This is a genomic window from Candidatus Planktophila versatilis (genome assembly GCF_002288265.1).
GTDB lineage: Bacteria > Actinomycetota > Actinomycetes > Nanopelagicales > Nanopelagicaceae > Planktophila > Planktophila versatilis.
In genome coordinates this window covers 492,520-506,548 of sequence record NZ_CP016778.1, presented here as the reverse complement: position 1 = coordinate 506,548, position 14,029 = coordinate 492,520, and the positions used below count along the sequence as shown (strand labels likewise).

Here is a 14,029-nt window from a genome sequence, read left to right as displayed (position 1 = left end):
GGCGAATCATTGGGTTTTCGTCGCAATCTGTGTCACGCGAGCTCGTGCCAGCTCTGATTTAGTCAGCGCCACCGGCAGGACCTTGGTTCCAGTGGGTGCAACATTTTCTGATTGCAATGCGAAAGTCATTACCTTCTTAAATACTGGTCCACCAAGTGATCCGCCCCAGTGGCCATTCTTGGGATCTTGCAAAGTAACACTGATGACATAACGAGGAGCATCTGCTGGTGCGAATCCAATAAAGGATGCGGTGTAACCGCTGTAGCGACCAGTGTTTTGGTCATATCGGTTAGCTGTTCCTGTCTTTCCAGCCACTCGATAACCAGGAATTGCCGCACTCGGCGCGGTTCCATGGGCTGAGACAACGCTCTCCATCATGATTCGTAGCTTTACCGCTGTGTCCTCACTGATCACTCGCGTGGAACTTCTATTGGCAGCTGGCGTGAAGTGTCCTGATGCATCACTTGTTCCAGCAATCACTGTGGGAGAAACGCGAACTCCATTATTTGCAATGGTGGCAAAGACACTCGTCGCTTGCATTGCTGTCAGTGAATACCCTTGACCGAAAGCAACTGTGGGAGCTGTTGTTCTAGACCAATCCGAGACGGGACGTAAGAGGCCAGCTGATTCACCCGGAAGTCCAGAACCAGTCTTTGATCCAATTCCAAACTTTCGCAAGTAGTTATACAAAGTATCGTGGCTGAGAGTTTCACCCACCTGAATAGTTCCAGTATTGCTCGAGACGGCAAGAATTCCGGAAGTAGTCAGATGCTGAATGGGATGTTTTTCATGGTCATGAAATGCCTCACCACCACGTCTAAGCATGTAAGGCACAGTAAAGACTGTTGTGGGCGAAACTGTTTTCTCTTCAAGTGCTGCTGCCATCGTCATTACTTTGCCAGTCGAGCCCGGCTCATACACATCTTGCACTGATGGATTTCGCATCAGTGAGAGTTCAACGCTTTTTGTATTATTTGGATTAAAAGTAGGTGCAGTTGCATGGGCAATAATTTCACCCGTTTTTGGATCCATCACGATGACCGTTCCATTCGATGCCGCTGAATCCTTTACCGCTGTCGCAATAGCTTCGGCTGCTACCCACTGAACATCACGATCAATTGTGAGACGAATGTTGGTTCCTGATTTGGCCGCGACTAGTTCGCGCTGCGAACCTGGTATTTCAGCACCGTATCCACGGGCATAGGAGTAACGACCATCGGTGCCGGTAATCAATGAGTTCTGCCCTGATTCCAGACCTGATGCGCCAATGCCATCGGCGCGCACAAAACCGATCAGTGATGAGACCAGGGAACCGGATGGATATTCGCGAATGAATACACGTTCTGGAAAGAAACCAATGATTCGATTCTCAAGTTCCTTGCCTGCGAGTGTTTTGTTGTAGTTATAGAGCTCTTCTGTGAGTCGATCCCAGAGCGCTGGACGCGCATTCTTAAGCACAATTGAATACTTTCGAGTACCCGTAATGCTGCTTTGAATATCTTCTGCCGGTAGATTTAAAATCGGAGCGACAAATGCTGCAACCCGAACTGGGTCGGTAATCTGAGTTTGGTCAACCACAATATTGATAGCAGAGACGCTACGAGCAAAGCCAATTCCGTTAACATCGGTGATTTCACCACGGGGGGCAGGTATGACTCTCGTGGATTGCATCTCATTCGCTGCTTTAGCCTGATATGCATTGGCTTGAATTACTTGCACACGAACAAGCTGACAGGCAAAGAGGATAAGCACGCCAAAGATGACAGTAACCAGGATGGCAATCCTTGAATGAGCCAGGCGCAAATTACCCATTGGTTGCTCCCACCGTAGGAGTGAGATCTAGGAATACCGGTGTCTCAGATGGGCGCATCCCAAGCAGAGTGGCAGCGGCAGCAAGATTTTCTGGCGCCGCATGTGAATCGATGGCGCGATTAATCGCATCTCGTTGATCTGCCAACTGCTTAGCTTCATATTTAAGATTCGAGAGCGTAAAGGCATCTTGCGCGAGCAAGGTATTGATTCCAAGAAGTGTAAGAAATCCAACTAAGCTGACAATTGTCAGGAACTTGGCAAAGTATTTCTGAGTAGCTCGTGCTCCGCTATTCACATCAGGAAATAGCCCAAGAATGACATCGGCAGTTCGCTCCCCCACCGGTTTGCGATTCTTCGCTGGTGTGCGCGAAGGCAATAGCGCGCGGGCAGTTGCTAATGACATTAGGCAGCCACCCGCTCAATTGCGCGAAGGCGAACTGAAGCAGAGCGTGGATTGCTTGCTAGCTCTTCCTCCGACGGAGTCTGACTTGAACGAAAGACGAGTGAGAATTTGGCCGCGTATTCCGGAAGTTCGATTGGAAGATTACGCGGGCTCTTAGATGTTGATGCTTCGGCAAAAATCTCTTTAACGATGCGATCTTCCAGCGATTGGAACGACATCACAACTAAGCGTCCGCCGACCATTAATAAATCAAGGGCATCGGGAAGAGCGCGCGAAATTGCTCCAAGTTCATCATTTGCTTCAATACGTAGGGCCTGAAAGGTGCGCTTTGCTGGATTTCCTCCTGTGCGCCTAGTGGCGGCCGGAATGCTCTCTTTTACTAGCGTGGCAAGTTCAGTCGTTGAATTTAGGGGCGCTTTGGCGCGGGCTTTGACAATGTTTTCAACGATGCGGGTTGCAAACTTCTCTTCCCCGTAGGTGCGAAGAATGTGAACTAATTTGCCTGGCTCGTAGGTATTAACGATTTCAGATGCGGTGATTCCTTGGCTGCGATCCATGCGCATATCAAGAGGGGCATCTTGGGAGTAGGAAAAGCCGCGTTCTGATTCATCAAGTTGAATGGAGGAAACCCCTAAATCAAAGAGGGCGCCATTGATATGGCTAAAGCCAAAGCTTTTTGCTACTGCAGAAATTTCATCAAAGACGCAATGGGCAGTCTTTAATCGATCTGAATATGGGGTAAGTCTTTCTGTCGCTCGACCCAGCGCGATTTCATCTCGGTCAATGCCGATAACTGTGAGGTTTTCAAATCTCGCTAAAAGAGCTTCGGTGTGTCCACCTAAACCAAGAGTTGCATCGATAACAACTGGGTTCTCTGATTTTTCAATTGCAGGGGCAAGGAGTTCTACGCAACGATCGCGCATCACAGATATATGTTGCATCTTCTCCCCCATTCCCATTTTCTGTCTTACTTACTAAGCGCTCAGCTCTGGTCACCGCCGGCCGACGGATCTATTGCGATAGCGACGCCGGGGAAGGGACGTCGCTGCCGGCCCAACTGGTAAGGAGAGGTCGGCGGTGGCCACAAATGAGCGCTCTATTTAGTTGTGAACTTTTTATTCAGTTATAAATATTTTTTGCTGATGTTTTAAAAAAGTCCCGGAAAAACTTCTTCAGAAACATCAGCAAAACTCTTTTCGCGATCAGCGAGGTATTCACTCCAGGCAGCGCTATCCCAAATTTCAACGCGGGTATTGGCACCAATTACTACGCACTCTTTTTCAAGACCGGCATAGGTGCGAAGTCCTTGTGGAATCGTCACGCGACCTTGGCGATCAGGAATTTCATCGTGGGCACCGGCAAACATCACGCGCTGGTAATCGCGAGCGCTCTTTGCAGTCACAGGTGCTTGACGCAAGGTCTCGGTAATCGTTGCGAATTCAGTTGCGGGAAATACATAGAGGCATCGCTCTTGACCCTTAGTAATGACTAGACCTGGTGAGAGCTCTTCCCGGAATTTGGCGGGAAGGATCAGGCGTCCTTTTTCATCAAGGCGTGGTTCGTGAGTACCGAGAAACATCGCTATCGAACCCCTTCCCCAAGTGGCGTAAGCGTGAATTTCCCGCTTAATTCCCCACTTTACACCACTTTCCCCCTTTTATCACCACTTTCTGCCATTATTTTCCCTCCCTCTCCCCTTTCAAGGCGAGCTGAAAACGGGCGTAAAAAAGCCCCGACCGTAGGGTCAGGGCTGGTGAGGTATGGCGCTTACTTAGAGATCTCGTTGTTCCCAACGCTCATCAAGACGCTTGGAGAGTGATTTACGCGAGGATTTAGTACGTGGGGCGCCCTTTGTCACAGCGCCAAGGGAGCGAACCAGGGTAAGGACTCCGGTGAGGGAGATCAGAAAGCCCACTACTCCCACTGGGGTGGTCTTTGAGATCAGGCCGGCAAATATGACGCCAATGCCTAGAACTACCAGGGCGAGTGCGAGTAGAAGGCGAGGCTTGGTTGCTGTCATTGTTGAGCCAGCCAACTTTGACTCTAGCCCTGGATCATCGGTAGCCAGGGCAGCTTCCATCTCGGCCAATAAGCGGCGCTCACGATCAGATAAAGACATATACACACTGTAGAACACTTCTTTTTCTTGCGCTACTTACGCCTCACTATCGCCAGAATCCCCCGTAATCAGCCGTCCTGGGCGCACGCTGCCCCCGCCAAAACGGGCTTTCGCCTTATCGATAGCGGTATCGGCATCGCGCCACCCGCGCTCGCGCGCTCCAAGTTCTAGCTGCACCGGCGCCTCATCAAGCAAATTACTCAGTGAGACCCCAACCAGGCGAATCCGTGCACCTTCATTGTTAAGGGCTAGATATAACTTCTTCACAATTTCATAGGTCTCATGTGTGCCATCGATTCCGATAGGTAAAGTCTTGGCCCGGCTAAGTGTTGTGAAATCTGCAAACTTAATCTTCATCGTCACTGTCTTGGCAAATAAGCCGCGTTCTCGCAAGCGCGCTGTTGCCTTCTCTGCCATGCGCAAGAACTCCGCCAATATCTCTTCCGGGCTATCGATATCGCGAGCAAAAGTTTCTTCATTGCCAATACTTTTCTCTGGCTCATCTGGAATCACATTTCGATAATCACGACCCCAGGCAAGTTCATAGAGTGATTCACCGGTGGCATCTCCGAGTGCGCGCACGAGAGTTGACCGCGGAGTATTGGCGATATCGGCAACAGTATGTAGCCCAAGTCGATCCAGTGATTCAGCTGTCTTAGGGCCCACTCCCCATAGTGCGCGCACGGGAAGTGGATGTAAGAACTCCAAGATTCGATCTGATTTGATTTCCAGCATGCCATTAGGTTTGCAGTGTTGCGATGCTAGCTTTGCAATAAATTTAGATTGTGCAATTCCCACCGAACAGGTAATTCCCTCTTCCTGCTCTACCTGCGCCCGAATCTTGGCAGCAATCTCGCGTCCATCACCAAATAGTTTCTGGGACCCTGTCACATCAAGAAATGCTTCATCAAGTGAGATGGGTTCAACAAGGGGTGTGAAGGAGTTAAATATCGTCATCACTCGCTCTGAAATTTCGGCATAGCGATGATGCTCTGGTGCGATAAAGATGGCATGAGGCGCCATTCGCTTTGCTCGTCCCACCGGCATAGCAGCGCGAATACCGAATTTACGCGCTTCATAGTTTGCCGAAAGAACTACGCCGCGCACACCAGCACCAACAACCAGGGCCTTACCTTTATATTGCGGGTTATCGAGCTCGGCCACAGATGCATAGAACGCATCCATATCTACATGCAAGATTGTTGCTTGCACTAGCTCTTCACTCATATCGCCACACTATCTCTATGCACGCGCCATTTTTCGTAGGCCAGGCTTAAGTCCCACACCGCTGTTGCCCGTATTGATATGCCACGTGCACCTGTGCGCCGAGTTTGCCCACGCACCAAAAGCAGCGATGTCGAATACAAGGTAGATGCATGATCGACTTGGGCATCAGGAAAGAAGGTGGAATCACTGCAGCCATAGCCATCATCTAAGGTAAGAAAGATAACGCGGCGACCAGAGCGCACCGGCGGAGTTTGTAAAGCAACTTTTACACCAGCCACAAGTACCGAAGACTTCGAACGTAGTGAAAGTAGATCTGATGATTTCACCGCCCCAATTGCGTTAAGAAATGGCGCATAGAAGCTGAGCATGTGTTCGGTGACATCCATTCCCAGATGCTTGATCTCACTACGAACTTTCTCGGCCGAGTTCATAGGTGCCAGACCGCTACTTTCTAGTGCGGGTGGTGCGAAACCAAAGGTGAGTTGGGAACCAGGAAGGTGGGCCACAGGTGATTTCTGGAGATCGCTAAAGTGCAGCAGCAGATCGCGTTGATTGCTGTGCACCGAATCAAAAGCGCCAGTGAGAATAAGGTTTTCAATCACTGGAGTTGAAGCGCCAGATCTGCGGTAGAAATCGGCGAGATCGATATAGGGCTGCCCGCTAATAATGGATGCAATCTCTTTCGCAGAAATTCCAGCAACGGTAGCGAAAGCGATTCGGATTGCATCACCATCGAGGGTGCGCTCCACGTGATAATCAGTAGCTGATTTATTGATATCAAGGGGTGCAATACCCACACCCAGTTGTCGCACTTCATCGAGCATGAGTCGCTTGGGATACATACCGGGGTCGTGCGTTAAGACCCCAGCCATAAATGCAGCTGGGTGATGGGTCTTAAGCCAGGCTGATTGATATGTGGGCAGAGCAAAGGCAGCCGCATGTGCTTTACAGAAACCAAAGGATGCAAAGGCGCGCAATACTTCCCAGATTTCAGTGATGACCTGTAACTCATATCCGCGCTGGGTTGCAGCAGGAAAGAACCAGTCGCAGACTTCTTGTTGGCCGCCCCTATCCCCCAGCGCCCTACGTTTCTCATCAGCGGCGGCAAGTGAGATACCTGTCATGACCGAGATGATTGAAATTACCTGTTCGTGAAAGACCACAACACCTTCAGTTTCCGACAAGATGGGAAGCAAGTCGGGATGGATGATGCGTGCCGGAGTAAAGCCATGTCTGGCCTCAAGAAATGGGCGGATCATGTCACTTTTGACCGGCCCTGGCCGAAAGAGTGAGATATCGATAACCAGATCGCTAAATGTGCGCGGCTCTAACTTGCCCACAAGTTCGCGTTGGCCAGGACTCTCTACTTGAAAGATACCGAGTGTGCGCGTTGATTGAATCAGGTTATAGGTATCAGCATCATCGAGTGCCACGGCATCAATATCAATTTCAGTATCTTCAATTCGTTTAATTTCATGCACGGCGTGTGCGATAGCCGATTGCATCCGCACGCCCAAGATATCGAGCTTGAGTAAACCAATATCTTCCACATCATCTTTATCAAATTCCACCATCGGAAAGCCACCAGCGTTGAGTTGTATCGGTGCCCGGTCAAGAAAAGCTGCATCAGATAAGACCATCGCACATGGATGCATGGCAAGGTGGCGCGGCAGACCATCAAGGCGGGCAGCGAGAGCAATCGTTGCCCGAGTTAAAGGCGCCGATGTATTCATATTCTTTAACTCAGGTAACGAGTTCAGCGCGGCATCAATATTGCCGGCTCGAATATGCGGCATCGACTTTGCCAATAAATCAATCTCCATCGCTGGCATGCCCAGCGCCGCTCCGGCATCGCGAATTGCATGGCGGGCGCGGTAGGTATCAACCATGGCAACTGTGGCACACCGCGAAAGAGCACCTGGCTTACTCCAATCTTGTGCTCCATAACGCTTAAAGACCATCTCATAAATTTCAAGACGTCTTGCAGATTCAACATCGATATCAATATCAGGTAGCGCCCGGCGCAGCGGTGAACAAAAGCGCTCCATGAGTAGCCCATGTTGCATCGGATCAACGCCAGAGATTCCAAGTAGGTGACAGATCAATGAACCGGCGCCGCTACCACGTGCTGCAACACGAATATCGGCAGCGCGCGCCATATCGGTGATATCGGCAACGCTAAGAAAGTAAGACTCATATCCCAGTGTTGCAACTGTTGCCAGTTCATCATCAAGGCGAGCACGTGCTTTGGCAATCGTTGCGCCGTCGTTATAACGCCAATTAATTCCAGCTTCAGCACGAGTACGCAAAAGTGTGCGCATCGCAGCAGGTGAATCAGCGCCCACAACATGGGCTTCCGGTAGATGAATGGCACCTAACCCAATATCGCGATGTGGTGATAAGACTGCACGCTCGGCCCACTGACGCGTTGTTTTAAGTAGTAAACGCGGTGTGCGCTCACCTGCTGCGCGTGCGATTTCAGCAGCGAGTGCAATCATTTCATCGCTGCTCTTTAAATACGCTTCCGCATTTCGACGTTCAACATTGCGTGGATGCAGCGGCACTAATTGGCGAGCGCAATCTAAGACATCAGCAACCGGACCATCAGCGCGATCACGCATCCGCACAGCGTTGGTAATCACCGCATCAATATCGTTATCGCGGGCAAAGATAAGACTGCGTGCTGCGTGCACGGTAGAGCGCGGTCCATTACCGGCCACCAAGTGCGAGACACATTCGATGGCATGGTCGGCAAAGAGATCGCGGGTCTGATTAAAGATATCAAGGGCGCTATCAAAGCGATGGGTGGCAATTGCCTGCGATACCGGTGATTCCGGGCCATGAAGCAGATGCAGCTGAGATGTGTACTGGCTAAATTTTTCCAGGAGCTCGGGTGTGAGTACCGGCTTTCGGCTATCGGTATTCATATGTATGCCGGTCATCAAGCGCACCAAGCTGCGCCATCCCCCATCGCCATGCGCCAAGATTGTGATGCGCGGCAAGACACCCGATGTATCGCCAATTGCAATCGGCAGATTGATTCCAATAATCGGTGCGATGCCATGAGCTACACAGGCCTTAGTAAAACGAATTGCGCCAGCTAGGCCATCGCGATCTGTTAGTGCCAAAGCGGGCATCTCGAATTCAGATGCGCGAGCAACAAGATCGCGTGGTTGAGTAGTGCCATATTTAAATGAATAGGCACTTGCTGTGCGTAAGTGAATAAAGCTCATGGTTAGATAGCTCTAATAATCCATTGACCCGTTGTCTCATCACGTTCGAGTTGGAAGGTTGTCAGTGCGCCAATGGGCGCCGCCTCTACCGTCCAGAGCGCACGCGCTTGATCATCGGGGCGAAACTTTCCATCGCTAATGCGATTCCACCATCCGCCTGCTTCACACCATCTAGATAAAACTGCATGGATACGAAAACGCTTACCTTTAAAGGTGAATTCAATGGGTGTGAGCCCACCATCGGATAGGACCTCGTGCGGCCTTACTACTTCTGCTGCCATCTTTTACTACTTCCCCTGGTGCCTGTGGATATTCGAACAGATGTTCGAAAAGTAGTCCAGAGCTCTGACAAGGGCAACTCCCCCTCGATTCACGCTCAACTAGGCAGCCCGATCATGCGTGGCGTGGCGAAATATAGTTGAAATTTCAACTACTCTTAGAAGTAAGACCCACCCCAACCTTTAGGAGAATCAATTGGACGCAGTTCTAGTAATCGGGCGAATCCTCTTCGCACTTATTTTTGTGACATCAGGTATCGCTCACTTTGCAAAGCTTGAAGCAATGACAGGTTATGCCCAGTACAAGAAGCTACCGGCTGCAAAGCTCGGAGTCCTTATCTCAGGTCTCTTCTTCCTGCTTGGCGGCATCTACATTGCAGCCGGATTCTGGGTAGACCTTGGCGCGCTCTTGCTCGCAATTACGCTCATCCTGGCCGCAGTGATCTTCCACAACTTCTGGAAAGAGACTGACCCAACAACTAAGCAGAACGAAATGATCGCCTTTAACAAGGACATCGCACTTGCCGGAGCTTCACTTATCCTCTTCGCTCTCATCGCATGGGGAACACTGACAGAATTCGGACCAAGCATCGGAAATCTTGCATTCTTCAACTTCTAATTAGCCAGTAATTCACGAAAGCCCCTACGAGAAATCGTGGGGGCTTTCGCATTCTCATGGAAAGATGCGGCTATGGAAATCCTCGGAGCCCTGATTGCCGGATCATTTATTGGCGCAGTTCTTGGCTTTGTTGGCGCAGGTGGAGCGATGCTCTCTGTGCCGATTCTCATCTATGGTTTTGGCTTTGACCCGAACGAGGCAACCACGGCTGCTATCGCAGTGGTTTTTCTGGCAGCAGCCTCCGGTGTCATTCCGAAAGCACGAAAGAAGCAGGTGCTCTACCGCGATGCCTTAGTAATCTGGGCATTCGGGCTCATTACCAACCTTGGCTTCTCATCGATTGCAGATAAATTACCTGATGCATTTATTACTTCTGGATTAGCTGTCGTGCTGGTAGTTGCCGGTGCTTCTATGTTGCGCCCACCAAAACTTGAAGAACAAAAGCGCATGCCCATACCTGTGCTTATAGTGATGTCGCTGGTTATTGGCTCCATTACCGGTCTCTTCGGAATTGGTGGCGGATTCATAGCGCTACCAGTGCTGGTGCTCTTCTTTGGAACACCGCAAGTAGTCGCAGCCGGAACCGCACTTTTTATCATCTGCATCAACTCACTCACTGCCTTCTTGGGCCGCCCAGATCAGTGGGGGGATGTGCAGTGGCATATCCCCATCTTTATTGGAGCTGCCGCAATTGTTGTTGCCCAAATTGCATCATCGCAGGCCCATCGCACCAACCCTAAAGTCTTGCGCGCATCCTTTGCCTACCTGCTCTTTGCCCTGGCAACCTTTACCGTGATTCAAACTTGGATTTAATTAAGTTCGCGCACCTTGATGTACTTCGATTGATACCCTGCCACGAAGAAGAGCAGGACCGGAAATGCAAATGCGACAGGAAGTGAAGTTGCTTCTGCAATTCCACCCATCAAGGTAGGGCCGGCAAAGTATGCAGCGATAGCAATCAATCCAATTCTTGCTAGACCCACAGAAGGTGCAACTCCAGGTATAGATGCAGCTGCCAAGTTAAATGCTGGAAAGAATGGCCCGATACCGATTCCTGCCGCTGCAAAACCGATGCAGACAATGACCAAGCCCCAAGTTTGATGCGACGCCGAAAGTGGAATACCCACAGCAAGACATGTGCCCCACACCGTGCCACCGATATATCCGCCGTACTTCACTGTATTGACATAGCCCCATCGTTCAAATGATTTATCTCCCAGCAAGCGACTTGCGATCATCGCAAGTGAGAAAGTTGTTGCCGCTGCCGCATTAAGCCCTTTGCCGATTCCCATATGGTCTTGCAGAAGGATTCCGCTCCACTCATAAGATCCACCTTCAGGGATAAGTGCGGACATCAAACCAATTCCTAGCGCCCATAAGACAAGTGACCCTTTACCAAAGAGTGGAATCTTCGATTCAGTTACTTCATCAGGCTCACCAAGATGCCCATCGATATCTGCTGACAATAAGAATGTATTGGAAACGAGAAAGGCGAAGAAGGTTAATCCGGCAAAGAGCCATAAGTTTGTTTGAGGAGAGACAAGGTTTGCAATCAAGCCACCAATTAACGTTGCAGCAAATGCTCCTACCGACCAGAGACCATGAAAGGTAGACATCCAGCGTCCATTAGTATGTTTTTCAACTGCAACAGCTTGCGCATTAATTGCGATATCCATAAAGGCCACGCTAAAGCCAGTAATGAACATTCCGACCAAAAGCACTGCCACGCTATCTGCAGCGCCCATGATGGCAACACCAATAGGAAGTAAGACACCGGAAATTTGAATGACTAACTTCGATGAGTGCATATGAACTAATCGCCCAGAAATTTGCGCACCTGGAATTGCCCCTAAGGTGCTTCCAAGAAGAACTAATCCAAATTGACCATCACTTAAACCCAAAGAATCTTTGATCTCGGGAATACGCGGAACCCATGCAATACCGGCAAAGCCAAGGAGGAAAAATGATGCCCAGAGCGCATTACGAGCCCGAATTCCCCGCTGATAAATAGTCAGAGCACCCGAAGACATATGGCGACGCTATCTCATAAAGTTCACCTATGGATGGAATTCTGGAGAAGGCTGCAGTTAAAAGGTTTCAGGAAGCAGCCACAAAGCTCGGTGTTAAAGGTGAGGTAAATATCCTTGCTGAAACTGCGCGCACCGCTATCGATGCTGCCAATGGTCTTGGCATAGAAGTTGGCCAAATTGCATCATCGCTAATCTTCAAACTTCCATCCGGCAATCCACTTCTAATCATCACAAGCGGCCGTCATCGCGTTGATACCGAGTTAGTTGCAAAGAATTTAGGTATCCCAGAACTTGGCCGTGCAGATGCTAATTATGTAAAAGAAGTCTCTGGTTATTCCGTTGGTGGCGTGAGCCCACTGGGGTGGATTTCTAAGCCAGAGGTAATCCTGATTGATGAAGCGTTAAACGATTACGACATAGTCTGGGCTGCATCAGGACATCCGCATGCGGTGTATCCAACAACATATGCCGAACTCATTACTTGTACGGGCGCACAGCCAATGGTTGTTGGGGATTAAGCGAGTAACTCCGCGAGCAACTTCTCTACTCTGCCCTTAATGTCATCACGAATTACTCGCACAGATTCAATTCCTTGTCCGGCTGGGTCATCAAGTACCCAATCTTCATAACGCTTACCTGGGTAGTAAGGGCAGGCATCACCGCAGCCCATAGTGATCACGGCATCTGATGCCTGTACTGCTTCTGGTGTAAGAATCTTGGGAGTGTTATTTGCTATATCAATTCCGACTTCAGCCATCGCTGCAACTGCAACTGGGTTGATGGAATCTTTTGGCGCAGAGCCGGCAGAAAGTACTTCCACGCGACCTTGGCCAAGCTCGCGCATAAAACCCGCTGCCATCTGGGAACGACCTGCATTGTGAACGCAGACAAAAAGAACGCTTGGCTTACTCATTTATTTTCCTGACTTTGTTTTAGAGGTAAGTGCTTTAAATCCTAGAAATCCAAGTAGGCCGCCAATAATTTCGGCCAGTACAAATAGCGGCGCTGACTTAGGTGCTATTCCAGAGAAGGTATCTGAGAACATGCGGCCAAAGACTGCTGCTGGATTGGCAAAGGAGGTTGAGGAGGTGAAGAAGTAGGCAGCTCCGATCCAGGCGGCCACCAGGCGAGCAATTTTCTTATCTTCCTTCTGCTTGAGCGCTAAGTGAATAATTAAAATCAGACCCGCTGTGGCAATGACTTCACCGAGCAGCAGATGGGCACCGGTGCGCTCTTTTTCTGAAATATAGATTGCAGAATACTCAAACATCAGATTGGCAACTATTGCTCCAACGGCAGCACCTGCCAGTTGCGCAATGATGAATAGCGAAAACTCTTTGCCCTTGATTTTCTTGGTGAAAAAATCAACTCCAGTAACAACAGGATTGAAGTGGGCGCCACTGATGGGGCCAAGTAAGGTGATCAGGATGTAGAGGACAAATACGGTTGCAATGGTGTTAATCAGCAACTGGATTCCAACATCGTTACTGAGCGCTGTAGCCATTGCTCCAGAACCCACAACTGTGGCAATCAGGGTGGCCGTGCCTAGAAATTCACTGGTTAACTTTCTGCTCAACATGGATGCTGGGTATCCTTTGCCTATGAGTAGCGATGAGAGAGTCACGGTCGCTTACTTCTTTACCGTCAAAAGTAAGAGTATCCCTTTCGCCTTTATGAGCATGGCAACCCACGCTCTGCGCACGCGATTGTTCACCGGAATTTCATTTGCCAAGATGCTGGGCACCGGCAGCGGTGAGACATTTACACCCAATGATGCAAATCTCTATCGCTGGGGCATGGTGGTCGTAATTAAAAAAGACCAGCTCGCCACCTTTAATCAATCTTCGATAATTAATGCCTGGCGCAGCCGTTCGACTTCTGAATTTCGCGCAGTGCTCACTCCTCTGTCATCACACGGGCTGTGGGCGAAGCAGAACCCATTTGATTTCACAGCGCCACAACTAAACGCTGATGCTCGAATCGCTGCGATTACACGTGCGCGCATTAAGTGGAGTAAGAACTTCATCTTTTGGAAATCAGTACCTCCTGTTGTCACTGATTTGCATCAATCCCCAGGCTTTATTGCTGCCATAGGAATTGGTGAAGCACCTATCGGATTACAAGGGACTTTCTCACTATGGGAATCCGCATCTGCCCTGCGAGATTTTGCATATAAGGGCGCCGCACATCAAAAGGCGATAGCGCAGACTAAAGATATTGATTGGTATAGCGAAGAACTCTTCGCCCGCTTTGAAGTCCTAGAACTTCGAGGTGAGATTTCTTCGATTACCCATAAGTAAGGCAGACT

General features: G+C 49.8%; 14 protein-coding genes and 1 pseudogene. 4 read left to right on the top strand and 11 right to left on the bottom strand.

Annotated features, from left to right (window positions below; translation table 11 throughout):
• Positions 1–6: 6 nt before the first annotated feature.
• The 8 genes from A1sIIB76_RS02615 to A1sIIB76_RS02580 form a co-directional block, all read right to left on the bottom strand.
• On the bottom strand, positions 7–1,812 hold the full coding sequence (locus A1sIIB76_RS02615; protein ID WP_095696950.1) for a peptidoglycan D,D-transpeptidase FtsI family protein: 1,806 nt from the start codon (positions 1,810–1,812) through the stop codon (positions 7–9).
• Positions 1,805–2,215 (bottom strand): cell division protein FtsL, encoded by a 411-nt coding sequence (ftsL, locus tag A1sIIB76_RS02610; protein ID WP_095696949.1) that lies wholly within the window; start codon positions 2,213–2,215, stop codon positions 1,805–1,807. Before ftsL ends, A1sIIB76_RS02615 begins: the two co-directional genes overlap by 8 nt.
• Entirely contained in the window at positions 2,215–3,168 is a 954-nt protein-coding gene (rsmH, locus tag A1sIIB76_RS02605) for a 16S rRNA (cytosine(1402)-N(4))-methyltransferase RsmH (RefSeq protein WP_095697356.1), read from the bottom strand. Before rsmH ends, ftsL begins: the two co-directional genes overlap by 1 nt.
• A 194-nt stretch (positions 3,169–3,362) precedes the next feature.
• Complete coding sequence (gene mraZ / locus A1sIIB76_RS02600; protein ID WP_095696948.1) at positions 3,363–3,794, bottom strand: division/cell wall cluster transcriptional repressor MraZ; 432 nt, start codon at positions 3,792–3,794, stop codon at positions 3,363–3,365.
• Between the two features lie 192 nt (positions 3,795–3,986).
• On the bottom strand, positions 3,987–4,334 hold the full coding sequence (locus A1sIIB76_RS02595; RefSeq protein WP_095674684.1) for a DUF3040 domain-containing protein: 348 nt from the start codon (positions 4,332–4,334) through the stop codon (positions 3,987–3,989).
• A gap of 36 nt (positions 4,335–4,370) precedes the next feature.
• Complete coding sequence (gene dinB, locus A1sIIB76_RS02590) at positions 4,371–5,561, bottom strand: DNA polymerase IV (RefSeq protein ID WP_095684603.1); 1,191 nt, start codon at positions 5,559–5,561, stop codon at positions 4,371–4,373.
• Entirely contained in the window at positions 5,558–8,794 is a 3,237-nt protein-coding gene (locus A1sIIB76_RS02585) for a DNA polymerase III subunit alpha (protein WP_095696947.1), read from the bottom strand. The genes dinB and A1sIIB76_RS02585 overlap by 4 nt, the downstream gene beginning before the upstream one ends.
• Positions 8,795–8,796: 2 nt before the next feature.
• Positions 8,797–9,075, bottom strand: a complete 279-nt coding sequence (locus tag A1sIIB76_RS02580; protein ID WP_095674681.1) for a DUF6504 family protein — start codon at positions 9,073–9,075, stop codon at positions 8,797–8,799.
• A gap of 193 nt (positions 9,076–9,268) precedes the next feature.
• Between A1sIIB76_RS02580 and A1sIIB76_RS02575 the strand changes: the two genes are divergently transcribed.
• A complete protein-coding gene (locus A1sIIB76_RS02575; protein WP_095674680.1) occupies positions 9,269–9,691 on the top strand; it encodes a DoxX family protein in 423 nt (140 codons plus the stop codon).
• A gap of 72 nt (positions 9,692–9,763) precedes the next feature.
• The gene (locus A1sIIB76_RS02570) at positions 9,764–10,504 is read left to right on the top strand and encodes a sulfite exporter TauE/SafE family protein (protein WP_095696946.1); all 741 of its coding nucleotides are present in this window, start codon (positions 9,764–9,766) and stop codon (positions 10,502–10,504) included.
• 200 nt (positions 10,505–10,704) lie between these two features.
• On the opposite strand, the pseudogene A1sIIB76_RS02565 reads toward A1sIIB76_RS02570, so the two are convergent.
• Positions 10,705–11,721 (bottom strand): annotated as a pseudogene (locus A1sIIB76_RS02565) (MFS transporter); the annotation flags it as partial.
• Positions 11,722–11,750: 29 nt separating this feature from the next.
• Between A1sIIB76_RS02565 and A1sIIB76_RS02560 the strand changes: the two are divergent.
• Positions 11,751–12,239 (top strand): YbaK/EbsC family protein, encoded by a 489-nt coding sequence (locus A1sIIB76_RS02560; RefSeq protein ID WP_095696944.1) that lies wholly within the window; start codon positions 11,751–11,753, stop codon positions 12,237–12,239.
• Here the strand turns inward: A1sIIB76_RS02560 and A1sIIB76_RS02555 are convergent.
• On the bottom strand, positions 12,236–12,634 hold the full coding sequence (locus A1sIIB76_RS02555) for an arsenate reductase ArsC (RefSeq protein WP_095696943.1): 399 nt from the start codon (positions 12,632–12,634) through the stop codon (positions 12,236–12,238). The two genes, A1sIIB76_RS02560 and A1sIIB76_RS02555, sit on opposite strands and share 4 nt — an antisense overlap.
• Positions 12,635–13,300, bottom strand: a complete 666-nt coding sequence (locus A1sIIB76_RS02550) for an aquaporin (protein ID WP_095696942.1) — start codon at positions 13,298–13,300, stop codon at positions 12,635–12,637.
• 22 nt (positions 13,301–13,322) lie between these two features.
• Between A1sIIB76_RS02550 and A1sIIB76_RS02545 the strand changes: the two genes are divergently transcribed.
• A complete protein-coding gene (locus A1sIIB76_RS02545) occupies positions 13,323–14,021 on the top strand; it encodes a spheroidene monooxygenase (protein WP_095697355.1) in 699 nt (232 codons plus the stop codon).
• Positions 14,022–14,029 lie beyond the last annotated feature (8 nt).